General features: G+C 55.4%; 28 protein-coding genes and 5 tRNA genes. 10 read left to right on the plus strand and 23 right to left on the minus strand.

Annotation, left to right across the window (positions count from 1 at the left end; genetic code table 11):
* Nucleotides 1-273 precede the first annotated feature (273 nt).
* Nucleotides 274-1269, minus strand: a complete 996-nt coding sequence (gene pgl, locus DVA44_RS17020; RefSeq protein WP_114387631.1) for a 6-phosphogluconolactonase — start codon at nucleotides 1267-1269, stop codon at nucleotides 274-276.
* A gap of 153 nt (nucleotides 1270-1422) precedes the next feature.
* On the opposite strand from pgl, the gene DVA44_RS17025 reads away from it, so the two are divergent.
* Complete coding sequence (locus DVA44_RS17025) at nucleotides 1423-2241, plus strand: pyridoxal phosphatase (protein ID WP_114315586.1); 819 nt, start codon at nucleotides 1423-1425, stop codon at nucleotides 2239-2241.
* Here the strand turns inward: DVA44_RS17025 and modC are convergent, their stop codons facing one another.
* The 4 genes from modC to DVA44_RS17045 form a co-directional block, all read right to left on the minus strand.
* On the minus strand, nucleotides 2242-3300 hold the full coding sequence (gene modC, locus DVA44_RS17030; protein WP_103823539.1) for a molybdenum ABC transporter ATP-binding protein ModC: 1059 nt from the start codon (nucleotides 3298-3300) through the stop codon (nucleotides 2242-2244). It abuts the gene before it with no gap.
* Between the two features lie 2 nt (nucleotides 3301-3302).
* Entirely contained in the window at nucleotides 3303-3992 is a 690-nt protein-coding gene (gene modB, locus DVA44_RS17035) for a molybdate ABC transporter permease subunit (protein ID WP_103823540.1), read from the minus strand.
* On the minus strand, nucleotides 3989-4765 hold the full coding sequence (gene modA / locus DVA44_RS17040; protein ID WP_114387632.1) for a molybdate ABC transporter substrate-binding protein: 777 nt from the start codon (nucleotides 4763-4765) through the stop codon (nucleotides 3989-3991). The genes modB and modA overlap by 4 nt, the downstream gene beginning before the upstream one ends.
* 178 nt (nucleotides 4766-4943) lie before the next feature.
* A complete protein-coding gene (locus DVA44_RS17045; protein WP_114315589.1) occupies nucleotides 4944-5093 on the minus strand; it encodes an AcrZ family multidrug efflux pump-associated protein in 150 nt (49 codons plus the stop codon).
* A gap of 128 nt (nucleotides 5094-5221) precedes the next feature.
* Here DVA44_RS17045 and modE point away from each other — a divergent pair, with 128 nt between their 5' ends.
* The 7 genes from modE (at nucleotide 5222) to gpmA (ending at nucleotide 12976) form a co-directional block, all read left to right on the plus strand.
* Nucleotides 5222-6010 (plus strand): molybdenum-dependent transcriptional regulator, encoded by a 789-nt coding sequence (gene modE, locus DVA44_RS17050; protein WP_114387633.1) that lies wholly within the window; start codon nucleotides 5222-5224, stop codon nucleotides 6008-6010.
* 68 nt (nucleotides 6011-6078) lie between these two features.
* Nucleotides 6079-7548: a molybdate ABC transporter ATP-binding protein ModF gene (gene modF, locus DVA44_RS17055; RefSeq protein ID WP_114387634.1), complete on the plus strand. Its 1470-nt coding sequence runs from the start codon at nucleotides 6079-6081 to the stop codon at nucleotides 7546-7548.
* Between the two features lie 206 nt (nucleotides 7549-7754).
* Entirely contained in the window at nucleotides 7755-8771 is a 1017-nt protein-coding gene (gene galE / locus DVA44_RS17060) for a UDP-glucose 4-epimerase GalE (RefSeq protein ID WP_114387635.1), read from the plus strand.
* Between the two features lie 9 nt (nucleotides 8772-8780).
* Nucleotides 8781-9827: a galactose-1-phosphate uridylyltransferase gene (galT, locus tag DVA44_RS17065; RefSeq protein ID WP_114387636.1), complete on the plus strand. Its 1047-nt coding sequence runs from the start codon at nucleotides 8781-8783 to the stop codon at nucleotides 9825-9827.
* A 2-nt stretch (nucleotides 9828-9829) separates the two neighbouring features.
* A complete protein-coding gene (gene galK, locus DVA44_RS17070) occupies nucleotides 9830-10978 on the plus strand; it encodes a galactokinase (RefSeq protein WP_114387637.1) in 1149 nt (382 codons plus the stop codon).
* Nucleotides 10972-12012, plus strand: coding sequence for a galactose-1-epimerase (galM, locus tag DVA44_RS17075; protein WP_114387638.1), 1041 nt, complete (start codon nucleotides 10972-10974; stop codon nucleotides 12010-12012). The genes galK and galM overlap by 7 nt, the downstream gene beginning before the upstream one ends.
* 211 nt (nucleotides 12013-12223) lie before the next feature.
* On the plus strand, nucleotides 12224-12976 hold the full coding sequence (gpmA, locus tag DVA44_RS17085; protein WP_103823548.1) for a 2,3-diphosphoglycerate-dependent phosphoglycerate mutase: 753 nt from the start codon (nucleotides 12224-12226) through the stop codon (nucleotides 12974-12976).
* Between the two features lie 65 nt (nucleotides 12977-13041).
* On the opposite strand, the gene aroG is transcribed toward gpmA, so the two are convergent.
* Complete coding sequence (gene aroG, locus DVA44_RS17090) at nucleotides 13042-14094, minus strand: 3-deoxy-7-phosphoheptulonate synthase AroG (RefSeq protein WP_103178735.1); 1053 nt, start codon at nucleotides 14092-14094, stop codon at nucleotides 13042-13044.
* Between the two features lie 321 nt (nucleotides 14095-14415).
* Here aroG and DVA44_RS26275 point away from each other — a divergent pair, with 321 nt between their 5' ends.
* Nucleotides 14416-14946, plus strand: coding sequence for a protein YbgS (locus DVA44_RS26275; RefSeq protein ID WP_114387639.1), 531 nt, complete (start codon nucleotides 14416-14418; stop codon nucleotides 14944-14946).
* A 108-nt stretch (nucleotides 14947-15054) separates the two neighbouring features.
* Nucleotides 15055-15990 (plus strand): CDF family zinc transporter ZitB, encoded by a 936-nt coding sequence (gene zitB / locus DVA44_RS17100; RefSeq protein ID WP_114387640.1) that lies wholly within the window; start codon nucleotides 15055-15057, stop codon nucleotides 15988-15990.
* Here zitB and pnuC read toward each other — a convergent pair.
* The 17 genes from pnuC to cydB all read right to left on the minus strand — a co-directional run bounded on the left by pnuC (nucleotide 15987) and on the right by cydB (nucleotide 26158).
* On the minus strand, nucleotides 15987-16706 hold the full coding sequence (gene pnuC, locus DVA44_RS17105; RefSeq protein ID WP_114387641.1) for a nicotinamide riboside transporter PnuC: 720 nt from the start codon (nucleotides 16704-16706) through the stop codon (nucleotides 15987-15989). The two genes, zitB and pnuC, sit on opposite strands and share 4 nt — an antisense overlap.
* 30 nt (nucleotides 16707-16736) lie before the next feature.
* Nucleotides 16737-17780 (minus strand): quinolinate synthase NadA, encoded by a 1044-nt coding sequence (gene nadA, locus DVA44_RS17110; RefSeq protein ID WP_114387642.1) that lies wholly within the window; start codon nucleotides 17778-17780, stop codon nucleotides 16737-16739.
* Between the two features lie 343 nt (nucleotides 17781-18123).
* Nucleotides 18124-18199, minus strand: a tRNA-Lys gene (locus DVA44_RS17115).
* Between the two features lie 29 nt (nucleotides 18200-18228).
* Nucleotides 18229-18304: transfer RNA gene (locus DVA44_RS17120), tRNA-Lys, on the minus strand.
* Between the two features lie 46 nt (nucleotides 18305-18350).
* A tRNA-Lys gene (locus tag DVA44_RS17125) sits at nucleotides 18351-18426 on the minus strand.
* Nucleotides 18427-18429: 3 nt separating this feature from the next.
* Nucleotides 18430-18505: transfer RNA gene (locus DVA44_RS17130), tRNA-Val, on the minus strand.
* A gap of 28 nt (nucleotides 18506-18533) precedes the next feature.
* Nucleotides 18534-18609 (minus strand) — tRNA-Lys (locus DVA44_RS17135).
* Nucleotides 18610-18771: 162 nt separating this feature from the next.
* A complete protein-coding gene (cpoB, locus tag DVA44_RS17140) occupies nucleotides 18772-19554 on the minus strand; it encodes a cell division protein CpoB (protein WP_103823554.1) in 783 nt (260 codons plus the stop codon).
* A 9-nt stretch (nucleotides 19555-19563) separates the two neighbouring features.
* The gene (pal, locus tag DVA44_RS17145; protein WP_032617096.1) at nucleotides 19564-20085 is read right to left on the minus strand and encodes a peptidoglycan-associated lipoprotein Pal; all 522 of its coding nucleotides are present in this window, start codon (nucleotides 20083-20085) and stop codon (nucleotides 19564-19566) included.
* Between the two features lie 34 nt (nucleotides 20086-20119).
* Complete coding sequence (gene tolB / locus DVA44_RS17150) at nucleotides 20120-21412, minus strand: Tol-Pal system beta propeller repeat protein TolB (protein WP_114387643.1); 1293 nt, start codon at nucleotides 21410-21412, stop codon at nucleotides 20120-20122.
* Nucleotides 21413-21545: 133 nt separating this feature from the next.
* Entirely contained in the window at nucleotides 21546-22895 is a 1350-nt protein-coding gene (gene tolA, locus DVA44_RS17155; protein WP_114387644.1) for a cell envelope integrity protein TolA, read from the minus strand.
* Nucleotides 22896-22932: 37 nt separating this feature from the next.
* Nucleotides 22933-23361 carry a colicin uptake protein TolR gene (tolR, locus tag DVA44_RS17160; protein ID WP_039029343.1) on the minus strand — a complete coding sequence of 143 codons (429 nt, stop codon included), beginning with the start codon at nucleotides 23359-23361 and terminating at the stop codon, nucleotides 22933-22935.
* A 3-nt stretch (nucleotides 23362-23364) separates the two neighbouring features.
* The gene (gene tolQ / locus DVA44_RS17165) at nucleotides 23365-24057 is read right to left on the minus strand and encodes a Tol-Pal system protein TolQ (RefSeq protein ID WP_072036639.1); all 693 of its coding nucleotides are present in this window, start codon (nucleotides 24055-24057) and stop codon (nucleotides 23365-23367) included.
* A complete protein-coding gene (gene ybgC, locus DVA44_RS17170; protein ID WP_032617092.1) occupies nucleotides 24054-24458 on the minus strand; it encodes a tol-pal system-associated acyl-CoA thioesterase in 405 nt (134 codons plus the stop codon). The genes tolQ and ybgC overlap by 4 nt, the downstream gene beginning before the upstream one ends.
* Nucleotides 24459-24606: 148 nt before the next feature.
* Entirely contained in the window at nucleotides 24607-24891 is a 285-nt protein-coding gene (ybgE, locus tag DVA44_RS17175) for a cyd operon protein YbgE (RefSeq protein WP_103178726.1), read from the minus strand.
* Complete coding sequence (cydX, locus tag DVA44_RS17180; protein WP_006177208.1) at nucleotides 24891-25004, minus strand: cytochrome bd-I oxidase subunit CydX; 114 nt, start codon at nucleotides 25002-25004, stop codon at nucleotides 24891-24893. The genes ybgE and cydX overlap by 1 nt, the downstream gene beginning before the upstream one ends.
* Before the next feature lie 14 nt (nucleotides 25005-25018).
* Nucleotides 25019-26158 carry a cytochrome d ubiquinol oxidase subunit II gene (cydB, locus tag DVA44_RS17185; RefSeq protein WP_114315599.1) on the minus strand — a complete coding sequence of 380 codons (1140 nt, stop codon included), beginning with the start codon at nucleotides 26156-26158 and terminating at the stop codon, nucleotides 25019-25021.
* Nucleotide 26159: the final 1 nt, after the last annotated feature.

The following is a 26159-nucleotide window of genomic DNA, read 5'->3' on the forward strand; positions in this document are numbered from 1 at the left end:
CCAACAGTTCTGATTATAAGCAGACGAGACTGGATATTTAAACAGTCTTTCATCAAATAGGAATTTATAAAGGAGCGAGACTAAAAACCATATTATTCAAATCATTAAATAAATATCACTACAAGTCACTCTTTCAGGGTTAAGCAACTGACGTTGTGCAAAGGGTCAGCACGACGCTAATATAAGGCGGTTGGTTTATGTTGATGTGCTCACCCGGCTACCACCGGGCATAAAAAAACCTCGCATTCGCGAGGTTTTTTTGTTTCATCCGTCTTAGTGCGCGTTCACCACCACCCACATTGGCCCCTGGCCGACGGCGTAACGTCCCTTCTCTTCCAGCAGCCCCTGCTCGCCCTGAATCTCATACAGCGCGATATGGTGCGATTTTTGCCCCGCCGCAATCAGGAATTTACCGCTGTGATCGACGTTGAAGCCGCGCGGCTGCGTTTCGGTTGGCTGGAAGCCTTCGATAGCCAACACGCTACCATCTTCCGAAACACTAAACACGGTGATCAGGCTGGAGGTACGGTCGCAGGTATAGAGGTGACGGCCATCAGGCGTGATATGGATATCTGCCCCCCAGCGGGTATCGGTGAAATCAGACGGCATCATGTCCAGGGTTTGCACACACTCAATCTTACCGTGCGGATCGCGCAGGGCCCAGACGTCTACCGAGCAGTTCAGCTCATTCACCACATAGGCGTACTGCTGATTCGGATGGAAGGCCATATGACGCGGACCGGCCCCTTCAACGGTAGTCACTTCCGCCGGGTTCTGCGCGGTCAGCTTGCCGTCATCGCCCAGCGTAAAGAGGCAGATACGATCCTGCTTCAGTGCCGGTACCCACAGGGTGCGGTTATCCGGGGAGATGTTCGCCGAGTGGCACCCTTCCAGCCCTTCAATCACCTCAACGGTTTCACCAGGAATACCGTCATCCAGACGGGTTACGCTGACGCAGCCAGCATTGTAGGAGCCGCTAAAAATGAAGCGTCCCTGCAGATCGGTGGAGATATGCGTCGGGCTGCCCGGCAGCGCGGCTTCGGCCGTGTATGTCAGAGCGCCATCTTCAGGCGAGATACGGTACGCGAGCACGCGGAACTCTGGGCGAACACCCACATACAGGAAACGTTTATCCGGGCTGATCACCATCGGCTGAACCTGGCCGGGAACATCGACAACCTGAACAAGGGTGAGCGAACCTTCGGGATTCAGACGCCAGGCATGGATCTGCTGGCTTTCAGGACTGGCGGTATAAACGGTTTGTTTCATGAATGCTCCTTTCCTCACTGCGCGTAAAAGTAATGTACCAGGATAGTCGTTTTTAACGGTGAATGCTGAATTTTAACCAGGAATTTTGCAGCGTTAGTTGCACGGTGTACCATCTGCGCATCCCCTCCTTTCAACATTAACCCGGAATATCAAATGACCTCGCGTGTGATTGCACTGGATTTAGACGGTACGCTGTTAACGCCGCAAAAAACCCTGCTCCCCTCTTCGCTTGAAGCACTGAAGCGTGCCCAGGAGGTAGGATATCAACTCCTCATCGTTACGGGTCGGCATCACGTTGCTATTCATCCTTTTTATCAGGCACTGGCGTTAGATACACCTGCAATTTGTTGTAATGGAACCTATTTGTATGATTATCAAGCAAAAAAGGTTCTGCAAGCCGATCCTTTACCGGTTCCGCAGGCGCTGCAGCTGATCGATCTGCTCGATGAACATGCCATTCACGGCCTGATGTATGTTGACGACGCGATGATGTACGAGCGTCCTACCGGCCACGTGATTCGCACCAGCAACTGGGCACAGGCGCTGCCGGAAGCGCAGCGCCCGGTGTTTACGCAGGTACCGTCCCTCGCCCAGGCCGCACGTGAGGTCAACGCGATCTGGAAATTTGCCCTGACCGGTGAGGACACAGGCAAACTTAACGACTTTGCCTCACAGGTCGAGCAGACGCTGGGGCTGGAGTGCGAATGGTCATGGCACGATCAGGTGGACATCGCCCGTAAAGGCAACAGCAAGGGGAAACGCCTGGCGGAGTATGTGGAATCCATCGGCGGCTCCATGAAGGACGTCATTGCCTTTGGCGATAATTACAATGACATCAGCATGCTGGAAGCGGCTGGCACCGGAGTGGCGATGGGGAATGCGGACGACGCCGTCAAAGCGCGCGCGAATGTGGTGATCGGCGATAACACCACCAACAGCATCGCCGAATTTATCTATACCCGTCTGCTGTGATCAGGTGGTGATGGAGACGCTCTTGATCTGCGCGTAAAGCCAGAGGCCAGGTTTGATCCCCAGTTCATCTCTGGCCCACGGGCTGATGCGGGCCCACAGCGTGCGGCTGCCAATCTCCAGCTGCACCTCCACCTGGCCGTTGTCGTCGTAACACTGGGCGACTTTGGCGCGCAGAATATTACGGATGCTGCTCTGTAGCGGCGGCTGGAGTACCAGCGAGACATCGGACGCCTGAATGCGAATGCGCAGGTTGGTTTGCAGCGGCTTATCCAGCTTGTTGACCCAGACGTGCTGATCGCCAATCGCCAGGGCGGTCATCGCATAGTGCGGATGGTGTTCCAGCACGCTCACCTTCAGAATGCTGCTCTGCTGCTCCTGCGGCAGCCAGGGATGCATTACGCTGCTCCCCCACACCTCTTCCAGATTACCGAACGCTTTCACGCTGCCATTTTCCAGTACCAGCACCTTATCGGCCAGATGCAGGATCTCATCCAGCGAATGGCTCACATAAAGCATTGGGATGTTGATTTCGCGGGCCAGGCGCTGCAGATAAGGCAGCAGCTCGCGCTTACGGGGGATATCGAGGGAGGCCAGCGGTTCGTCCAGCAGCAGCAGTTCCGGGGCGGTAAGCAGCGCCCGGCCTATCGCCACGCGTTGCTTTTCCCCGCCCGACAGCGACGACGGGAGCCGGTCAAGCAGGTGCTCAATGCCCAGCAAAGCCACCAGCTTATCGAACTGCCCGGCCATGCTTTTCGCCATGCCGTAACGCAGGTTGCCCAGCACTTTGTAATGGGGAAACAGCCTGGCGTCCTGGAAGACATAACCAATCCGGCGCTTTTCTGGCGCGAGAAAAATACGCTTTTCGACATCGTTCAGCACCCGATCGTTGAGTACAATCCGCCCCGTCTGAGGTCGAGTTAACCCGCTTATCGCGTTGATTAGCGACGTTTTGCCCGCGCCGGAGACACCAAAAATGGCGGTAATGCCGCTGGCAGGCAGGGTTTCGTTGAGAGTCAGGCAGTGATCGCCCAGCGTCTGGGTAAAATTGAGTTCCAGCATGATTATTTCCCCATCCGTTCACGGCTGATGCGCGACAGCCACTCCGACACCAGCAGCGACACCAGCGCCAGCACAATGGAGATCAGGCACAACCGCGCCGCAGCCCCCTCGCCACCCGGGGTCTGGATCAAGGTATACATGGCCGACGGGAGAGTGCGTGTTTCGCCCGGAATGTTGGAAACAAAAGTGATGGTGGCGCCAAACTCCCCCAGCGAGCGGGCAAATGCCAGCACCGTGCCGACAATAATGCCCGGCAGCGTCAGGGGAAGCGTAATGGTGAAAAAGACGCGCCAGCGCCCGGCACCGAGGGTACGGGCCGCCTGTTCAAGTTTAAGATCGACCCCTTCAAGCGCCAGGCGGATCGCCCGCACCATCAGCGGGAATGACATCACCGCCGCCGCCAGCACGGCGCCGCGCCAGCTGAAGGCAAAGCTGATGCCAAACCACTCATACAGGCGTTCGCCGATAAAACCGCGCCGCCCCATGGCAATCAGCAGCAGATATCCCACCACCACCGGCGGCAGCACCAGAGGCAGGTGCAGAATACTGTCGAGGAGCGCTTTGCCCGGAAACTGACAGCGAACCAGTAACCAGGCGAAAAAGACCCCAAAGGGCAAACTCAATGCAACCGCGAGGGAAGAGACTTTCAGGCTCAGCAGCACGGCCTGCCATTCGGGATCGGTCAATATCATTCGTGCGTCGTAAATCCGTAACGTTTAAAGATGGCAGACGCCTGCGGCCCCTTCAGATAATCGTAAAAGGCGCTGACGGTTGCGTTTTTATGTCCATCAATGATGGCCACAGGATATTCCACTTTCTTATGCGAGTCTTCAGGGAACGTACCCACCACTTTCACCCCTTTTTCAGCAACCGCATCGGAACCGTAGACGATCCCAAGCGGCGCTTCATTGCGCGCCACCAGCGCCAGCGCGCCACGCACATCTTCTGCCGGTGCCAGTTGAGGTGCCAGCGTCTCCCAGGCACCCAGTTTTTGCAGCGCCTCTTTGGCGTAAATGCCTGCTGGAACGTGTTCCGGATCGCCCACCGCCAGACGCCCCCCTTTCAGCAGGCTGGTCCAGTTTGTCTCCTTGTTGATACCCACCTCGCCCAGAGTGCTGGCTTTAGGCGCCACCACAACCAGGCTGTTGCCGAGCAGGGTGACACGGCTCGCTGCATCAACCGCTTTTTTATCGACGGCGTAATCCATCCACTTTTGATCGGCCGAGATAAAGAGATCGGCAGGCGCACCTGCTTCAATCTGTCGCGCCAGGGTGGACGAAGAGGCAAATGACGACACCACGTCGACGTTTTTCTCTTTTTTATACACCGCGGCAATATCCTGCATTGCGTTCGTCAGTGATGCAGCGGCAAAGACGGTGATCTTGCCTTCGTCTGCCAGCGCCTGGCTGGCCAGCGAGAGTGTCAGCGTCACGCCGGTAACAAATCCTGACCATGTACGTTTCATTTAAAGCTCCTGCAAAGACCGTTATATAAATAAAAATATAACGATAACCGTCAGGTTTGCCCAGCGTTAAATCGTACCGATCGGGGAGTAGATCAATTTTGTACTGAAAATAATATCGGCGAGGAAGGGGGAAACTTGAGAGCAAAACGCCCGGCGGAACCGGGCGTTTTAACAGAAATTAAGGCTGTTTTTTCGGCTGTTTTCTGTGGCCGACATTGGAAAAGATGTTGAACACCTCACCCAGGCCGTAGATGGCACCGAGGATGATAGCCATCACCACTGGTACCATGATCACGGCGAATACCAGACTTTTCAGCAACTCTAACATGGCTTTCTCCAGACATTGTGAATTGTCTTATTCTAACCGGAAAAGCGAGAATTACATCCCCTTTTGTGCGGTACAGTTTGCGCCGGTAACGAATTACGTCACAATAACCCTTTTGCCAGGACATTGTTATGCAGGCCGAAATTCTCCTCACCCTACGTCTTTCGCAAAAACTGTTCGCCGATCCCCGCCGCATTGCCCTGCTCAAGCAAATTGAGCAAACCGGCTCCATCAGCCAGGGGGCAAAAAACGCCGGAATTAGCTATAAAAGCGCGTGGGATGCCATCAACGAGATGAATACCCTGAGCGAACAGACCCTGGTCGATCGTGCCACCGGCGGCAAAGGCGGCGGCGGTGCTATCCTGACGCGCTACGGGCAGCGGCTGATCCAGCTCTATGACCTGCTGGCGCAGATTCAGCAAAAGGCCTTCGATGTCTTAAGCGATGACGACGCCCTGCCGCTGGACAGCCTGCTCGGCGCCATCTCGCGTTTCTCTTTGCAAACCAGCGCCCGTAACCAGTGGTTTGGCACAGTCACCGCCCGCGATGATGACCAGGTGCAGCAGCATGTCGATATTTTGCTCGCCGACGGCACCACCCGCCTGAAAGTCGCCATTACGGCCCAGAGCGGCAAGCGGCTGGGTCTGGATGAGGGCAAAGAGGTGCTGGTGCTGCTGAAAGCACCCTGGGTCAACATCACGCTGGACAGTGAGGCGGCAAAACAGGCGGATAACCAGCTACAGGGAGTTATCAACCATATCGACCGTGGCGACGAGCAGTGTGAAGTGCTGATGACCCTGCCTGACGGCCAGACGCTCTGCGCCACCGTACCTGCGGCCCAGAGCCAGGATTTAGAAGAAGGTGCTGAGGCGACCGCATATTTTAATGCTGACCGGGTGATTATCGCCACGTTGTGCTAAGCGCATTGACATGTGTGCCGACAGTAGGTTATCCCTGATGCTTATTGCTGCAAAAAATGGGATAAATCATGTCATCATTGCAAATTTCGCAAGGCACGTTTCGTCTTAGCGACACGCGCACGCTCACCCTCGCTGATTTTACGTTGAATGGTGGTGAAAGCTGGGCTTTTGTGGGCAGTAACGGCAGCGGCAAATCTGCCTTCGCCCGCGCCCTGGCTGGCGAGCTGACGCTGCTGAAGGGCGAACGCCAGAGCAGTTTCACCCGCGTGACCCGCCTCTCCTTCGAGCAACTGCAGAAACTGGTCAGCGACGAGTGGCAGCGTAACAACACCGATATGCTCAGCCCCGATGAAGACGATACGGGCCGAACGGCCGCCGAAATCATTCAGGACGAGATCAAAGACGACGTCCGCTGCCGCCAGCTGGCGGAACAGTTCGGCATCGCTCACCTGCTGGACCGACGCTTTAAATACCTCTCTACCGGCGAAACCCGCAAAACATTGCTGTGCCAGGCCCTGATGGCCGACCCCGACCTGCTGATCCTGGATGAACCTTTTGACGGCCTCGACGTGCAATCCCGCGGCCAGCTGGCGGATCTGCTGGCCTCGCTTAATCAGCAGGGCTATACCCTGGTGCTGGTCCTGAACCGTTTTGATGAGATCCCCGATTTTGTGCAAAACGCTGGGGTGCTGGCCGACTGCACCCTGACGGCGGTGGGCGAAAAAGCGACCCTGCTTAACCAGGCCCTGATTGCCCAGCTTGCACACAGCGAAAAACTGAACGGGGTCACCCTGCCCGAACCGGATGCGCCGTCTGCGCGTCACGGTTTGCCGGAGGGCGAGGCGCGGATTGTGCTGAATAACGGCGTGGTCTCCTATAACGATCGCCCGATCCTCAACCAGTTAAGCTGGACGGTAAATCCCGGCGAGCACTGGCAGATTGTCGGCCCTAACGGCGCCGGTAAATCGACCCTGCTTAGCCTCATTACCGGGGATCACCCCCAGGGCTACAGCAACGATCTCACCCTCTTTGGCCGCCGTCGCGGCAGCGGCGAAACCATCTGGGATATTAAAAAACATATCGGCTACGTCAGCAGCAGCCTGCACCTCGATTACCGCGTCAGTACCACGGTACGCAACGTCATCCTGTCCGGTTATTTCGACTCCATCGGGATTTATCAGGCGGTGTCTGACCGGCAGCACAAGCTGGCGCAGCAGTGGCTGGATATTCTGGGGATGGATAACCGGGTTGCGGATGCGCCGTTCAGCAGCCTCTCCTGGGGACAGCAGCGGCTGGCGCTGATTGTGCGCGCGCTGGTGAAACACCCGACGCTGCTGATCCTCGACGAGCCGCTGCAGGGGCTGGATCCCCTGAACCGCCAGCTTATTCGCCGTTTTGTTGATGTCCTGATTAGCGAAGGGGAGACGCAGCTGCTGTTTGTTTCTCACCATGCCGAAGACGCACCCGCCTGTATCACCCACCGCCTGGAATTTGTCGCCGACGGCGACGGCTATCGCTACCTGGTTGGCCGCATCTGACATCCTGACGGGGGCCACGCCCCCGCTCTTTTTCGGACAACCTGCAACATCCCACCCCGAGCGCTTTGATCTACAATCCTTTTTTAGCCGGAGAGCAGCTGCGTTTTACGCAGTGTAAACGATTCCACTATTTTATCCCATGTCACACTTTCCTGCTCTCTGTTATGCTAGGATTATCTCATACCATAAGCCTAATGGAGCGAAATATGCGAGTTCTGGTAACAGGTGGTAGCGGTTACATAGGAAGTCATACCTGTGTGCAACTGCTGCAAAATGGCCATGACGTCATCATCCTTGATAACCTGTGCAACAGTAAACGCAGCGTGCTGCCGGTTATGGAGCGCCTGGCCGGTAAGCAGCCTGCTTTTGTCGAAGGCGATATTCGTAACGAAGCGCTGATGACTGAGATCCTGCACGATCACGCCATTGATACGGTGATCCACTTTGCTGGCCTGAAAGCAGTGGGCGAGTCCGTGGCGAAGCCGCTGGAATATTACGACAACAACGTCAACGGCACGCTGCGTCTGGTCTCTGCCATGCGCGCGGCGGGCGTCAAAAACCTGATCTTCAGTTCTTCCGCCACCGTCTACGGCGACCAGCCGCAAATCCCTTATGTTGAAAGCTTCCCGACCGGTACGCCGCAAAGCCCGTACGGCAAGAGCAAGCTGATGGTGGAACAGATCCTGACCGACCTGCAAAAAGCACAGCCGGATTGGAGCATTGCCCTGCTGCGTTATTTCAACCCGGTGGGTGCACACCCATCCGGCGACATGGGTGAAGATCCGCAGGGCATTCCTAATAACCTGATGCCCTATATTGCCCAGGTTGCGGTAGGCCGTCGTGACTCGCTGGCGGTCTTCGGCAACGACTACCCTACCCCGGACGGCACCGGCGTTCGCGACTACATTCACGTGATGGATCTCGCCGACGGCCACGTCGCCGCCATGCAACAGCTGGCCGATAAACCGGGCGTTCACATTTACAACCTCGGCGCAGGCGTCGGCAGCAGCGTGCTGGATGTGGTGAATGCCTTCAGCGCCGCCTGCGGCAAACCGGTGAGCTACCACTTCGCCCCGCGTCGCGAGGGCGATCTGCCTGCCTACTGGGCCGATGCATCGAAGGCGGATAAAGAGCTTAACTGGCGTGTCTCCCGCACGCTTGACGAAATGGCACAGGATACCTGGCGCTGGCAGTCTCGCCATCCCCAGGGTTATCCGGACTAAGGACCTGTCATGACCCAATTTAACCCCGTCGATCACCCGCATCGTCGTTTTAATCCATTAACCGGGCAGTGGATCCTGGTCTCTCCGCATCGCGCCAAACGCCCCTGGCAGGGCGCGCAGGAGACACCGTCCAGCGAGACGCTGCCCCAGCACGATCCGGACTGTTTCCTCTGTCCGGGAAATACCCGCGTCACCGGCGATATCAACCCGGACTATAAAGGCACCTTCGTCTTTACCAACGATTTTGCCGCCCTGATGACCGATACGCCGGACGCCCCACAGAGTGACGATCCGCTCCTGCGCTGCGAAAGCGCGCGCGGCACCAGCCGGGTGATCTGCTTCTCGCCGGATCATAGCAAAACCCTGCCGGAGCTGAGCGTAGAGGCGCTGACCGAAGTGGTGAAAACCTGGCAGGAGCAGACCGCCGAACTGGGACAGACCTATCCCTGGGTGCAGGTCTTCGAGAACAAAGGCGCGGCGATGGGCTGCTCCAACCCGCATCCCCACGGCCAGGTGTGGGCCAATAGCTTCATGCCTAACGAAGTGGAGCGGGAAGATCGGTTGCAAAAAGCCTATTACGCTGAGCAACAGTCGCCCATGCTGCTGGACTATGTCCAGCGCGAGCTGGCTGATGGCAGCCGCACCGTCGTGGAAACCGAACACTGGTTAGCGGTGGTGCCATACTGGGCGGCATGGCCATTCGAGACCCTGCTGCTGCCGAAAGCCCACGTTTTGCGGTTAACCGATCTGAGCGACGTCCAGCGCAGCGATCTGGCGCTGGCGCTGAAAAAACTGACCAGCCGCTATGACAATCTGTTCCAGTGCTCCTTCCCCTATTCCATGGGCTGGCACGGCGCACCGTTTAACGGCGAAGAGAATCAACACTGGCAGTTGCACGCCCACTTCTATCCGCCGCTGCTGCGCTCCGCCACCGTACGTAAGTTTATGGTCGGCTACGAGATGCTGGCAGAAACCCAGCGTGACCTGACGGCGGAGCAGGCCGCAGAGCGTCTGCGTGCAGTGAGTGATGTCCATTTTCGCGAATCCGGAGAATAACAATGAGTCTGAAAGATAAAACCCACGCCCTTTTTGCTGAAAAATTTGGTTATCCCGCCACTCACGCAATCCAGGCGCCAGGCCGCGTTAACCTGATCGGCGAACATACCGACTACAACGACGGTTTCGTCCTGCCCTGTGCCATTGATTATCAGACGGTGATCAGCTGCGCGAAACGCGACGACCGCAAGGTGCGCGTGATGGCAGCGGATTATGACAACCAGATCGACGAATTTTCGCTGGATGAGCCGATTGTTGCCCATGACAGCCAGCAGTGGTCTAACTACGTCCGCGGCGTGGTGAAGCATCTGCAAAAACGTAACAAGGAGTTTGGCGGCGCAGATCTGGTGATCAGCGGCAACGTCCCACAGGGTGCGGGCCTGAGCTCCTCCGCCTCACTGGAAGTGGCCGTCGGCACCGTCTTCCAGCAGCTCTATCACCTGCCGCTGGATGGCGCGCAGATTGCCCTTAACGGCCAGGAAGCAGAGAACCAGTTCGTCGGCTGTAACTGCGGCATCATGGATCAGCTGATCTCGGCGCTGGGCAAAAAAGGCCACGCGTTACTGATCGACTGCCGCTCGCTGGGCACCAAAGCGGTCAGCCTGCCGAAAGGCGCGGCGGTGATCATCATCAACAGTAATTTCAAACGCACCCTGGTGGGCAGCGAGTACAACACTCGTCGCGAGCAGTGTGAAACTGGCGCGCGCTTCTTCCAGCAGTCTGCACTGCGTGATGTCTCGCTCACCGAGTTCAATAAAGTGGCCCACGAGCTGGATCCGGTGGTGGCAAAACGCGTTCGTCACGTCCTGACCGAAAACGCCCGTACCGTAGAAGCAGCAGCTGCGCTGGAGAAAGGCGATCTGCAACGGATGGGTGAGCTGATGGCCGAGTCGCATGCCTCTATGCGCGACGACTTCGAAATCACCGTCCCACAGATCGACACCCTGGTGGAGATTGTGAAATCCGCCATTGGCGATCAAGGCGGTGTGCGTATGACCGGCGGCGGCTTCGGCGGCTGCGTGGTGGCGCTGGTACCGGAGGAACTGGTGCCGGTTGTTCAGCAAGCCGTGGAACAACAGTATGAAGCCAAAACCGGTATCAAAGAGACCTTCTATGTTTGCAACGCCTCACAAGGAGCTGGCCAGTGCTAAACGAAACACCTGTTCTCGCCCCTGACGGCCTGCCGTATCGCCTGATCACCCTGCGCAACGAAGCAGGGATGGTCGTCACGCTGATGGACTGGGGTGCGACGCTGCTCTCCGCCCGCGTCCCGATGACCGACGGTAGCGTCCGCGAAACCCTGCTCGGCTGTGCCTCGCCTGAGCAGTATGTGGAGCAAACGGCCTTCCTGGGCGCCTCGGTAGGCCGTTATGCCAATCGTATCGCCAAAAGCCGCTTTGAACTGGACGGCGTGCGCTATGACCTGCTGCCAAGCCAGGGCGAAAACCAGCTGCACGGCGGCCCGGATGGATTTGATAAACGTCGCTGGCGCATTATGCAGCAGAACGACGCCGAAGCGCTGCTGGCGCTCGACTCGCCGGACGGCGATCAGGGTTTTCCGGGTAACTGTTCGGCGAGCGTGCATTACCGCTTAACGGATGATAACCGTATCGCCATTGAGTATCGCGCCACCGTGGATAAGCCCTGTCCGGTCAACCTGACCAACCACGCTTATTTCAACCTCGACGGCAGTTGCAGCGACGTGCGCCAGCACCGCCTGCAACTGCTGGCGCAACGCTATCTGCCTGTGGATGAGATGGGGATCCCGCAGGAAGGGTTAAAAGACGTTGCCGGTACCAGCTTTGATTTCCGCACCACCAAAGCCATCAGCCAGGATTTCCTGGCGGATGACCACCAGCGCAAGGTGAACGGCTACGATCATGCTTTCTTGCTTGATGCCCAGGGCGATCTGAGCCAGCCCGCGGCGCATCTCTGGTCTGCCGATGAAAAGCTGCAGATGACGGTCTATACCACCGCCCCTGCCCTGCAATTCTATTCTGGCAACTTCCTCGAGGGTACCCCGGCGCGCGAAGATGGAGAATACCGGGCCTGGCAAGGTCTGGCGCTGGAGAGCGAGTTCTTACCCGACAGCCCGAATCACGCGGAATGGCCGCAGCCTGACTGCATACTGCGCCCGGGCGAAGAATACATCAGCGTCACCGAATATCACTTTATTGCGCAATAAAAACGAGCCCTCCTGCCGGAGGGCTTTTTTTATCCATCTTGCTGAAAATAGCGTCAGTTACGGACAAAATCACAACCCCTCATTCACAAGCACCTTACACTGCGACACTATTTTCGCTATGGTTAGGGTTAAGCGTTGCCCGCGGCTCAGCCGCAGCAATATAATGAGAATTGTTATCATTCAAATAATGCTTGTTCTGGAGGAGTAAAATATGGCTGTAACTAAGCTGGTTCTGGTACGTCATGGCGAAAGCCAGTGGAACAACGAAAACCGCTTTACCGGTTGGTATGATGTTGACCTGTCCGAAAAAGGTGTTGGCGAAGCGAAAGCAGCGGGCAAACTGCTGAAAGACGAAGGCTTTAGCTTCGATTTTGCTTATACCTCCGTGCTGAAACGTGCCATCCATACCCTGTGGAACGTGCTGGACGAACTGGATCAGGCCTGGCTGCCGGTTGAGAAGTCCTGGAAGCTGAACGAGCGTCACTACGGTGCGCTGCAGGGTCTGAACAAAGCCGAAACCGCAGAGAAATACGGTGACGAGCAGGTTAAACAGTGGCGTCGCGGCTTCGCGGTCACCCCACCAGAGCTGACCAAAGATGACGAGCGTTACCCGGGCCACGATCCGCGTTACGCGAAACTGACCGACGCTGAGCTGCCTACCACTGAAAGCCTGGCGCTGACCATCGATCGCGTTGTTCCTTACTGGAACGAAACCATTCTGCCACGCCTGAAAAGCGGTGAGCGCGTCATTATCGCTGCGCACGGTAACTCCCTGCGCGCGCTGGTGAAATACCTGGATAACATGGGTGAAGATGAGATCCTCGAGCTGAACATCCCGACCGGCGTGCCGCTGGTGTACGAGTTCGACGAAAACTTCAAACCAATCAAGCACTACTATCTGGGTAACGCTGACGAAATCGCGGCTAAAGCTGCGGCCGTTGCGAACCAGGGTAAAGCCAAGTAATAAAAAAGCCCGGTCGCGATGACCGGGCTCTGCGTTCTGAATGCCGGATGCTTATCCGGCATTTTTTAGCCGCGACGGGCTTTCACCGCGTTCGCCAGCTGACGCAGTACCGTTTCGGTATCGTCCCAGCCGATGCAGGCATCGGTAACGCTCTTACCGTAAACCAGCGGCTCGCTGCCTTCCAGATTCTGATTGCCTTCCACCAGGTGGCTTTCAATCATCACCCCGATAATCGCCTTTTCACCGCCAGCAATCTGCTGGCAGACATCGGTGCCGACGTCCATCTGCTTTTTGAACTGCTTGCTGGAGTTGGCATGGCTGAAGTCGATCATTACCTGCGCCGCCAGACCAGCTTTTTCCAGGCCCGCCTTCACTTCGGCGACGTGCGCCGCGCTGTAGTTAGGCTCTTTGCCGCCGCGCAGAATGATATGGCAGTCGCCGTTCCCGCTGGTGTTCACAATCGCGGAGTGACCCCACTTGGTGACGGAGAGGAAGCAGTGCGGCGCCCCGGCAGCGTTAATGGCGTCGATCGCCACTTTGATGGTGCCATCGGTGCCATTTTTAAAACCAACCGGGCAGGAGAGCCCTGACGCCAGCTCGCGGTGAACCTGAGACTCGGTGGTACGCGCGCCAATGGCGCCCCAGCTCATTAGGTCAGCGAGATATTGCGGGGTGATCATATCGAGGAACTCACCCGCCGCAGGCAGACCGCTGTCGTTGATGTCCAGCAGCAGCTTACGGGCGATGCGCAAGCCGTCGTTGATCTGGAAGCTGCCATCCATATGCGGATCGTTAATCAGCCCTTTCCAGCCTACGGTGGTGCGTGGCTTTTCAAAATAGACGCGCATGACGATTTCCAGCTCATCCTTCAGCGCTTCGCGCAGGGTCAGCAGTCGCGCCGCATACTCTTTTGCCGCCGCAGGATCGTGAATGGAGCACGGACCGATTACTACCAGAAGACGATCGTCATTACCTTTCAGGATCTTGTGGATCGCTTTACGGGCATGAGAAACGGTGTTGGCGGCGTTTTCGGTGGCGGGAAACTTCTCAAGGAGCGCTACAGGGGGTAATAACTCGTTGATCTCTTTAATACGTAAATCGTCATTCTGATAATTCATGTTCGTTCCAGCGTTGCCATACTTTTATAAATGAATGCAATCCCTCCAATCTATCTTGTCAGTCAGGAAGTGTAAACTCACTTTTACACTAGGCACAGATAAATCCTGGAATTCGCTTAAAAAACGCAACAAAGTAGCGAAAAACGAGATACACCCTAAACTTTTTAACTGTATGCACTGCATTTATAAACTTTATCGCGATTCCATACTGACCTAAGTAGGGATCATGGCATCTTTAACCACTGAGCACTATATCGATTTCGCATATGCACTGTGGAAAGAAGTTATCCAGAACATAACGACCAGAACAGGAGCAGCATGATGAAAATGACTAAACTCGCAACCCTTTTCCTGACAGCTTCGCTCACGATGGCGAGCGGTGCAGCCCTGGCTGCTGATAGCGCCACCGGCTCTAACACCAATAATGGCCAGGCGAACGCCGCCGCTGATGCAGGGGCCGTTGCGCCTGATGCACGCCAGAATATTGCTCCAAACAACACCGGCAACAGCCAGATTAACACGGGTTCTGGTACAACCGGCACTACCGGCACTACCGGTACCGGCACAACAGGTACGGGTACTGGGACTGGCACGGGTTCCATGCTGAACTCAGATGGTACGAACTCCGGCAGCACTGGGGTGACCAATGGTACCGGCAACAGTTCAACCACTGGCGGCACTAACTCTGTCATGGGTAATGATGACCCAAGTAAGATGGGTAATGACGGCATGACCAAGGACGATCAGCACAAGAATTCAATGTGTAAAGACGGTAAATGCCCGGATCAATCCGGCAAAGTTGATTCTGAAAGAACCCCGCAAGAACAAAAAACTGACGGCACTACTCAGTAATTAAGGGTAATGCAGTTATGATGAATGAGAGCTACGGCTCTCCTTTATTTTTTGTGCAAAATGTTAAAAACTCTACACTTACAATAATAATTTACCGGGAAAGTATTCATGGCGCACTCCCACTCGCACGCCCCTTCTTCACAGGATGAAAATGCTAAACGCTTAACGCTGGCGTTCGGCGTCACCGCCACCTTTATGGTCATCGAGGTGATTGGCGGGTTGGTTTCCGGCTCGCTGGCGCTGCTGGCCGATGCGGGTCATATGTTAACGGACGCCGCTGCGCTGCTGTTTGCGCTGCTGGCGGTGGTATTCGCCCGCCGCCCGCCAAGCCACGGACGCACCTTTGGCTGGCTACGTCTCACGACCCTCGCCGCCTTCGTCAACGCCATCGCGCTGGTCTTGATCACGATTTTAATCGTCTGGGAAGCCTTCCAGCGTTTCCGCCATCCGCAGCCTGTCGCGGGCGTCACCATGATAGTGGTGGCCGTGGCCGGGCTTATCGCCAATATCCTGGCGTTCTGGATTTTGCATCGCGGCAGTGGAGAAAAGAATCTCAACGTGCGGGCAGCAGCGCTGCATGTGCTGGGGGATCTGCTGGGGTCGGTGGGGGCCATCGTTGCGGCGCTGGTGATCCTCTGGACCGACTGGACGCCCATCGACCCGATATTGTCGATTCTGGTCTCCTGCCTGGTGTTACGCAGTGCCTGGCGGCTTCTGCAGGAGAGCGTCAATGAGCTGCTGGAAGGGGCCCCGGCGACGCTGGATATCCCGGCGCTGAAGCGCAACTTAACGCGCTCCATTCCTGAAGTGCGCGATGTGCATCATGTACACGTCTGGATGGTGGGAGAAAAACCGCTGATGACGCTGCATGTTCAGGTTATCCCGCCTCACGATCATGATGCGTTACTGGGGCGTATTCAGCACTTTCTGGAGCACCATTACGCCATTGCGCACAGCACCATTCAGATGGAATACACCCCCTGTAACGGACCGGACTGCCACCTCAATGAGATCCCGTCCGGTCACGCCCATCATCACCATTAACGTGCCAGCGCGTGTGAACCCCGTTCACGCGCGCTGTTAATCCACATCCTGCTGCCGTTCAGGGCGATGAAGGTGAGGATCATGTACTCCAGCGACATGGCGTAGACGCCCTGCAGGGCAAAGATCGCCACGCTTATCACGTTGATAATCACCCACAGCAGCCAGTTTTCGACATATTTACGGGTCATCAGGATCATGGCAGCAATCGACAGAACCATCATGCATGAATCCCAGAACGGGAAGGCATCAGGCTGCAGCTCCGGCATGGTGACGTTCAGCCCCAGGATATTCATCACCGAGACCGCTACGCGGGTCAGGAAGGCGAACACCGGGTCGATATAGACCGTCATCAGGCCAATGGCTACCACGCAGGCAGCCAGCCAGCCGATGGCCTTTGGCAACGGTAGCCAGCGGATCTGCAGTTCCGCCTCCTGCTGGCTGTTCTGCCGGGACCAGGCGTACCAGCCGTAGATATTGGCTCCAAAGAAGAACAGCTGCAGCAGCAGGCTGGCATACAGCTGGATCTGGAAGAAGATAATGGCGAACAGCGTAACGTTCACCAGGCCAAACGCGTAGTTGACGATCTTCTCCAGACTGGCGAGCCAGATACAGAGCAGACCTGCAATCGTCCCGACCGCTTCAATCCATGACAAGTCATAGCCGCCAGCGCCAATCGGTATATGTACCAGAATGTTTTGCGTGCTAAAAAAATCCATCTTTTCCCCTGAGCGTTACGTTTACGTGGTTTAAGGACGTAGTGTAGCCGCAAAATCCAGCATTCGGTTAAGCGGAATCAACGCCCCCTCTCGCAGCGCGGCATCAACATGGATTTCGTGGGCGGCTCCGCCCGTCTCCAGACCGTCTGCAATCGCTTTGAGCCCGTTCATGGCCATCCACGGACAGTGCGCGCAGCTGCGACAGGTTGCCCCCTCGCCTGCGGTCGGTGCTTCCAGCAGCTCTTTCTCTGGCACCGCCTGCTGCATTTTGTAGAAGATGCCGCGATCGGTCGCCACAATCAACTGGCGATGCGGTAGCGTCTTCGCGGCAGCGATCAGCTGGCTGGTTGAGCCGACGGCATCCGCCATATCAACGATCGCCTGCGGGGATTCCGGGTGAACCAGAATGGCCGCGTCCGGGTAGAGCCCCTTCATGCGCGCCAGCGCCTGCGTTTTGAATTCATCATGGACGATACAGGCGCCCTGCCAGCAGAGAATATCCGCTCCGGTCTGTTTCTGGACATAATTGCCAAGATGTCTGTCCGGTGCCCAGATAATCTTCTCGCCCAGGCTGTCGAGATGCTCGATCAGTTCAACGGCGATACTGGAGGTGACAACCCAGTCGGCGCGTGCTTTAACCGCCGCAGAGGTATTGGCGTAGACGACAACCGTTCTGTCAGGGTGGGCATCACAGAAGGCGGTAAACTCGTTGATCGGACAGCCCAGATCGAGCGAGCACTCCGCATTCAGGGTCGGCATCAGAATCGTTTTTTCCGGGCTGAGGATTTTGGCCGTTTCGCCCATAAAACGGACCCCGGCCACCAGCAACGTCGAAGCAGGATGCTTAGCACCAAAGCGCGCCATCTCCAGCGAGTCCGAGATACAACCGCCCGTCTCTTCTGCAAGCTGCTGAATTTCAGGATCGGTATAGTAATGGGCCACCATAACCGCATCACGCTCTTTGAGCAGACGCTTAATTTTCTCACGGTAAAACTGCTTTTCGTCCATGCTCAGCGGGGCAGGCTTTGGTGGAAAAGGATAGATAGCGGCTTCTGGATCAAACATCACACTCATTTTGGCTTCTCGTTTTACAGGCTTAACAAATTTGCCATGCTTTAGCGATGATAACCAAAGTGACGGCAATTGTGTTTTGTATACTAAACAAGATAGCGAATCTGAGAGGGAAAGTCACATCAAAAAGCGTGCGGGCAGCATTTGTCGGGTGGCGCTTCGCTTACCCGACCTACGTAAACCCGCGCATTTTTAATTCTGGAATAATAGATAGCAAAAAGGCGCCTTTAGGGCGCCTTTTTACATTGGTGGGTCGTGCAGGATGACTCGGCTTCGCCTCGCCCTTCGGGCCGTTGCTAAAGCAACGTTATCCTTCACGTTTAATATCTGAGTCAGATATTAAAATTGGTGGGTCGTGCAGGATTCGAACCTGCGACCAATTGATTAAAAGTCAACTGCTCTACCAACTGAGCTAACGACCCCTTGCGGGATGTACTGCTTTTCTTCGAAGTGGTGGGTCGTGCAGGATTCGAACCTGCGACCAATTGATTAAAAGTCAACTGCTCTACCAACTGAGCTAACGACCCATTCGGGTGCTGACTTCGAAGATTTTACTCGGTACCAATTTAAAATTGGTGGGTCGTGCAGGATTCGAACCTGCGACCAATTGATTAAAAGTCAACTGCTCTACCAACTGAGCTAACGACCCGAGTGGTGGGTGATGACGGGATCGAACCGCCGACCCCCTCCTTGTAAGGGAGGTGCTCTCCCAGCTGAGCTAATCACCCGATACTACGCTGGATACTACTTAGTTAGTGGTGGGTCGTGCAGGATTCGAACCTGCGACCAATTGATTAAAAGTCAACTGCTCTACCAACTGAGCTAACGACCCACTATTTCGGCTGCTTCTGGGGTGTTTGATATCCCTTGGCAACGGCGGCATATATTACTGATTTAAGAATTCTGCGCAACTAAAATTTTGATGAATATCACTTAACTGCTTACGAATTATGCGGCAAGACCAGAAATAAAGCGATTTCTGGTCATGCGGCAATCATCCCATCGCAGCAAGGCGTTTTTGCGCTTGTTTTGCCCCTTCGGTGCCTGGGAACTTTGTGACTACCTGCTGGAAAACGGCTTTCGCTTTTGCGGTGTCGCCTTTGTCCTGCATGATCACACCGACCTTATACATCGCGTCAGGTGCTTTCGGTGATTTCGGGTAATTTTTAACGACTGAGGCAAAATAGAATGCCGCATCGTCTTTTTTACCCTTGTTGTAATTCAACTGTCCCAGCCAGTAATTTGCGTTTGGCTGATAAGTCGAATCCGGGTATTTCTTCACGAAGTTCTGAAACGCCGCCATCGCCTCGTCCTGGCGCGAGTTATCCTGCACCAGGGCAATTGCCGCATTGTAATCAGTATTCGCATCACCGCTCTGCACAGGCGCAGCGGTCGAGGCTGATGTGTCAGCCTGAGGCGTTGCCGCAGCACCCTGATCCCCTGCTGCCGGTTGCGCTGCTGCGCCGCCATTATTCAGGTTATCAATCTGCAACATGATCTGCTTCTGACGCTCCACCACCTGATTGAGCTGATACTGGCTTTCCTGGATCTGTCCGCGCAGTGAGTCAATATCGGTTTGGTTGTCAGAGAGTTGCTGCTGAAGTTGGGTTAAAAGCTGGCTGTGAGCATTAGAAATACGCTCGAGTTGGGTGACCCGGTCTTCTACCGAGCCTGAGCCGACACTACTGATTGGTGCCTGAGCAAAAGCGGCCCAGGGGGCCGCTATACCAACCAGTAACGACAGACTCAACAGATGATGTCTGAAGTTACTGCTCATGCAATTCTCTTAGTAAACCAGTACGGCACGACGGTTTTTGGAGTAAGCCGCTTCGTCGTGGCCCAGTACTGCAGGTTTTTCTTTACCGTAAGAAACGATGGAGATCTGGTCAGCAGAAACGCCTTTACCCTGCAGGTACATTTTAACGGCGTTAGCACGACGCTCACCCAGGGAGATGTTGTACTCAGGAGTACCACGTTCGTCCGCGTGACCTTCTACGGTGACTTTATAAGACGGGTTGCTACGCAGGAAGTTAGCGTGCGCATCCAGCATCGCAGCGAAGTCAGAACGGATGTCGAACTTGTCCAGATCGAAGTAAACAATGTTGTTCTGCTGCAGCTGTTGCATCTGAAGACGCGCCTGCTCTTCAGAAGACATATTGCCGTTGCCGTTTGCGTCCATACCGGTGCCGGCACCCATCATGCCTTCGCCGCTCTGGTCGTTGCTGGCGTTCTTGTTAGAAGAACACGCTGCGATTGCCATAACAGGCAGAGCGATCATCAGCCCTTTCAGCACTTTGTTCAGTTGCATTTCTATGATTCCTATATTATTCAATTAATTATTATTACAGGTACGGCGACCAGGCAGGTGATTTTACCTGTCCATCAGTTGCCGGAATACGCGCTTTGAAACGCCCATCGGTAGAAACCAGATTCAGCACGGATCCCATCCCCTGAGAAGAGCTGTAGATAACCATAGTGCCGTTAGGTGCCAGACTTGGCGTTTCATCCAGGAAAGTCGACGACAGAACTTGTACGCCGCCCCCGCCCAGATCTTGTTTAGCAATGTGCTGCTGACCACCGGCCGAGCTAACCATTACCATAAATTTACCATCAGCGCTCACGTCGGCGTCCTGGTTCTGAGAACCTTCCCAGGTGATACGCTGTGGTGCACCGCCATTAATATTAACTTTATAGACCTGTGGACGACCCGCCTGGTCAGAGGTAAAGGCCAGGTTCTGGCTGTCCGGGAACCAGGTTGGTTCGGTATTGTTGCTGCGACCATCAGTTACCTGACGGATCTGGCCGGAGCCAATGTCCATCACGTACAGGTTCAGGCTACCGGTTTTAGACAGGGCAAACGCCAGTTTAGAACCGTCAGGCGAGAATGCTGGTGCGCCGTTGTGACGTGGGAAAGAGGCAACCTGACGTACCGCGCCGTTAGACAGCGTCTGGATAACCAGCGCCGAACGACCGCTTTCGAAGGTTACGTAGGCCAGCTTAGAACCGTCCGGAGACCAGGCCGGAGACATCAGCGGCTGTGGTGAACGGTGAACGGTGAACTGGTTGTAGCCATCGTAGTCAGAGACGCGCAGCTCATACGGGAACTGGCCGCCGTTGGTCTGTACAACGTAAGCGATACGGGTGCGGAACGCGCCTTTGATGCCGGTCAGCTTCTCAAACACTTCATCACTTGCCGTGTGACCCGCATAACGCAGCCACTGCTTGTTCACTTTATAGGTGTTATGTGCAAGCACGGTGCCCGGTGCGCCGCCAGTATCTACCAGCTGATAGGCGACGGTGTAACCGCCGTCCGGGTTAGGGGTAACCTGACCCACCACCACTGCGTCAATACCGAGCGCAGACCATGCCGCCGGCTGTAACTCTGCAGCAGTGCCCGGCTGCTGCGGCAGACGAGAACGATCTAATGGGTTGAATTTACCGCTGTTGCGCAGGTCAGCGGCAACAATGCCGCCCACATCTTCCGGCGCAGCGCCTGGCCCTTTCCACTGGAACGGAACCACACCAATCGGACGTGCCGAATCCACCCCCTGGGTGATCTCGATACGCACTTCTGCGTGCAGCACCGCTGCCCACAGCATTAAGAAACTCATTGCAACACGTAATGCCTGCTTCATCATATCTCCCATATCCGGGTAACCTTACCCGCATAATTTAGCAGAATGTTAACAAACCCAAATAAACAAAACTACCAGAACGCTAAGACTAAACCTGGCCTGTTTTTCCCCGTTTGCACAGGGAAATTAAAACTTAAGGCTTGAAGTCCAGCGGTGCATTTTTGAACGTTTCATACACAGCCTGTGAAGGCGGTTTCGGGAACTTCGTCATCCTGCTGGTTGCAGATAACATCTGCTGACAGAAGGCCTCGTCGCCCCCCTCTTTTTTCACGCTGAGGATGGTTCCGTCCGCGGCCAGGTTTACCCGAAGCGTACAGGTTTTCCCGCGATAGCTATCCCAGTCGTACAGATGCCCACGAATGGCGGCCTGTACCTGTGCAATATACGACGCAATCTCAGCCTGAGATGCACCGCCTTGCCCTGGCTTACTTCCTTTAGCAGGAGAAGTGCCACCTGCGCTACCGCTGTTGGTACCTTTCGGCGCATTCTTACCTGAGCTTAAGTCACCGAACAGGTCGTCAACGTCCGATGCGGCCGCTTTTTCTGCTGCGGCTTTCTTAGCGGCAGCGGCTTTCGCGGCGGCAGCTTTGTCAGCAGCAGCTTTATCGGCAGCCGCTTTCTTTTCTGCAGCCGCTTTTTCTGCTGCGGCTTTCTTCTCGGCTGCGGCTTTTTCTGCGGCAGCCGCTTTCTTCTCGGCAGCCGCTTTTTCAGCAGCAGCCTTTTCAGCTGCCGCAGCTTTTTCCGCAGCAGCGGCTTTCTTAGCAGCTTCGGCAGCCGCTTTCTTCTCGGCTTCCTGGGCTGCTTGTTTGGCCGCTTCCGCTTCCGCTTTTTTCTGGGCGTCGGCAGCAGCTTTCTTCGCGGCTTCGGCTTCTGCTTTCTTCTTCGCATCAGCGGCGGCTTTAGCGGCTTCGGCTTCAGCCTGTTTTTGCGCATCGGCAGCGGCTTTTTTCGCAGCTAATGCAGCGGCATCCGCGGCCTGTTTTGCCGCCTCAGCAGCCTGTTTCGCCTGAGCCTCTGCCTGCGCTTTGGCATCCGCTGCGGCTTTGGCTGCCGCCTCTTCCGCCTGCTTCTGCTGCTCCTGCGCTTTCTTCGCTGCGGCTTCAGCCTGTTTCTGCTGCTCCGCCTGCTCTTTCGCCGCTTCCTGCGCCTGTAGACGCTCTTTCTCAAGCTGCTTCAGGCGCTCCTGCTCGGCGGCCTGCTTTTCACGCAGCTCCTCCGCCTGCTGTTGCGCCTGCTTTTCACGCTGCTCTTCAGCGCGCTTTGCACTCGCCTGCTGCTGCTGCTGACGGTTATAGTTCTGAACGACCGCGCCGGGATCGACCATGACGGCATCGATGGATGAACCTCCACCACCTCCGGCAGCGGCATCCAGATGCTCATCGAACGAACTCCAGATCAGTCCTGCAAAAAGAATGACATGCAGCACCGCCGAGATAATTATCGCCCGTTTAAGCTTATCGTTTTGTTCGGTTGCCTTTGACACTATGGGTTCCCAAAAACTCTGTTGTTTACGCAGATAATCAAATAGGCTGCGTCATCAAGCCAACTGACTTAACGCCCGCGCTATGCAACAGGTTCAGCGCTTTAATTATTTCATCGTAAGGCACGTCTTTCGCACCACCGATTAAGAAGACCGTTTTCGGATTGGACTGCAGACGTCGTTGCGCTTCCGCAATGACCTGCTCCGGCGGTAGCTGATCCATACGATCTTTTTCCACCACCACGCTGTACTGCCCTACTCCGGATACCTCAATGATGACCGGCGGATCGTCATTGGTGCTTACAGCCTGAGATTCTGTCGCATCCGGCAGATCAACCTCAACGCTCTGGGTGATGATGGGTGCTGTCGCCATAAAGATCAGTAGCAGCACCAGCAGCACGTCCAGCAGCGGTACAATGTTGATTTCGGACTTCAGTTCGCGACGACCCCGTCCACGCTGTCTGGCCATGGTTTACCCCTTGTTGCTCTCGGTGCTGGTAAACGCCTGGCGGTGCAGAATCGCAGTGAACTCTTCCATGAAGTTGTCGTAGTTCAGTTCCAGTTTGTTCACGCGCTGGTTCAGACGGTTATACGCCATAACCGCTGGAATTGCCGCGAACAGACCAATAGCAGTCGCGATCAGCGCTTCAGCGATACCTGGTGCAACCATTTGCAGCGTCGCCTGTTTTACCGCACCCAGGGCGATAAAGGCATGCATGATCCCCCAGACCGTACCAAACAGACCGATATAGGGACTGATGGAACCCACGGTACCCAGGAAAGGAATATGCGTTTCCAGCGTTTCCAGTTCACGGTTCATCGAGATACGCATCGCACGAGATGCCCCCTCAACCACCGCTTCCGGCGCATGGTTATTGGCGCGGTGCAAACGGGCAAACTCTTTAAACCCGCTATAAAAGATTTGCTCGGAGCCGGAGAGGTTTTCACGACGGCCCTGGCTCTCCTGATACAAACGGGAAAGTTCGATACCGGACCAGAACTTGTCTTCAAAGGCTTCCGCTTCGCGGCCTGCCGCATTGAGGATACGGGTTCGCTGAATGATGATGGCCCAGGATGCGATTGAAAAACCAATCAAAATCAACATGATAAGTTTAACCAGAAGGCTTGCCTTCAGGAACAAATCAAGGATATTCATGTCAGTCACTGCTTAAACTCCGCGACAATAGACTTAGGAAGCGCACGAGGCTTCATGATGAGTGGATCAACACAGACAATCAGGACTTCAGCTTCGTTCAGTACCGTGTTCTCTGCATTGACGATCCGCTGCGTGAAAACCAGTGAGGTTCCGCGCATTGATGTTATTTCTGTTTGGACTTCGAGCATATCGTCGAGTCTGGCAGGCGCAAAATACTCCAGCGTCATCTTGCGTACCACGAAGGCAACTCGCTCCGCCAACAGAACCTGCTGGCTAAAGTGATGATGGCGCAGCATTTCAGTGCGTGCTCGTTCATAAAAGGCAACGTAGCTGGCGTGGTAAACCACACCACCGGCATCCGTATCTTCATAGTAGACACGAACCGGCCATCGAAATAGCGTTGTATTCACTTTACATCCCGGTAATGCAAAAAAGGTTAGAGCTTTTAAACTTCGCTACTATACGCGCGGGAATGGTGGTTTGGAATGGGGGAAAGTAAACAGAGAGTAAATTTTTATGGGCCCGGGTAAGCCCATAATATTAACGGATAGTTCTTATTCAGTTGAAAAAGAAAAACAGGCCCAACAGCAGGATCACATCAGCAATCAGCGGGCAAAAAATGCCCTGCCAGTGTACGGCTTTCGGACGAAATCCCACCCCGTGGATTACGCCTGCACATACCGCCCACATAATAAGAAAACCGTGCCAGATCTCGAGCTCGCTGGTCTTCGCTGCGAAGCGCGACGGGTCCCAGAAAATGCAGCCCGCCAGCAGTAAGGCCATCACTAAGGAAAGCGCCCTTAACGGGCGCTTGTCCATAATCGCGTAGAGATACGTGATCATCAGTGTTTTTCTTCACCGGCTTTGGACGCTTCAACGTGCTCAAGCGCAAGGGCGGTAATCACACCAAATGCACAGGCCAGAAGCGTTCCTAAAATCCATGCGAAATACCACATATTCAGCTCCTTCCTTAATACAGAGAGTGAGTGTTGCTTTCGATATGTTCTTTCGTGATACGACCGAACATTTTCCAGTAACACCAGGCGGTGTAAGCCAGAATAATCGGTACGAACACGGCAGCCACAAACGTCATCAGATTAAGGGTCATCTGGCTGGAGGTTGCATCCCACATCGTCAGGCTTGAATTCATCATCGTGCTGGATGGCATCACGAACGGGAACATCGCGATACCGGCTGTCAGGATGATGCACGCCAGCGTCAGTGATGAGAAGACAAACGCCAGTGCCCCTTTCTCCGCGCGGGAGGTCAGGATCGTCAGCACCGGCAGCGCGACGCCCAGAGCCGGAATCGCCCACAGGATCGGTGTGTTATTGAAGTTCACCAGCCAGGCGCCAGCCTCGCGAGCCACCTCTTTGGTCAGCGGGTTCGACGGTGCGCTATGGTCAATCGCAGTGGTCACAACATAACCGTCGATACCAAACATCACCCACAAACCTGCCAGCGCAAAGCCAACCAGCGTCACCAGAGCCGCCATCTGCGAGACGGCGCGGGAGCGCAGGTGCAGCTCGCCCACGGTACGCATCTGCAGGTAGGTTGCCCCCTGAGTGATGATCATCGCCACGCTGACGACCCCTGCCAGCAGACCAAACGGATTCAGCAGCTGGAAGAAGTTACCGGTGTAGTAGAGGCGCATATATTCATCGAGGTGGAACGGCACGCCCTGCAGCAGGTTGCCGAACGCCACGCCGATCACCAACGGCGGCACGAAGCTACCGATAAAGATGCCCCAGTCCCACAGGTTACGCCAGCGGGTGTCTTCAATCTTCGAGCGGTAATCAAAACCGACCGGACGGAAGAACAAGGATGCCAGCACCAGAATCATCGCCACATAGAAGCCGGAGAACGCAGCTGCGTAGACCATCGGCCAGGCAGCAAACAGTGCGCCGCCTGCGGTGATGAGCCACACCTGGTTACCGTCCCAGTGTGGGGCGATGGAGTTAATCATAATTCGACGCTCGGTATCATTACGACCGAGGAAGCGGGTGAGCATGCCCACCCCCATGTCGAAACCGTCAGTGACCGCAAAACCAATCAGTAAGATCCCGACCAGCAGCCACCAGATAAAACGCAATACTTCATAATCGATCATT

Origin of the sequence: Leclercia sp. W17 (assembly GCF_003336325.1) — a bacterium.
In the GTDB taxonomy this organism is placed as follows: Bacteria; Pseudomonadota; Gammaproteobacteria; order Enterobacterales; family Enterobacteriaceae; genus Enterobacter.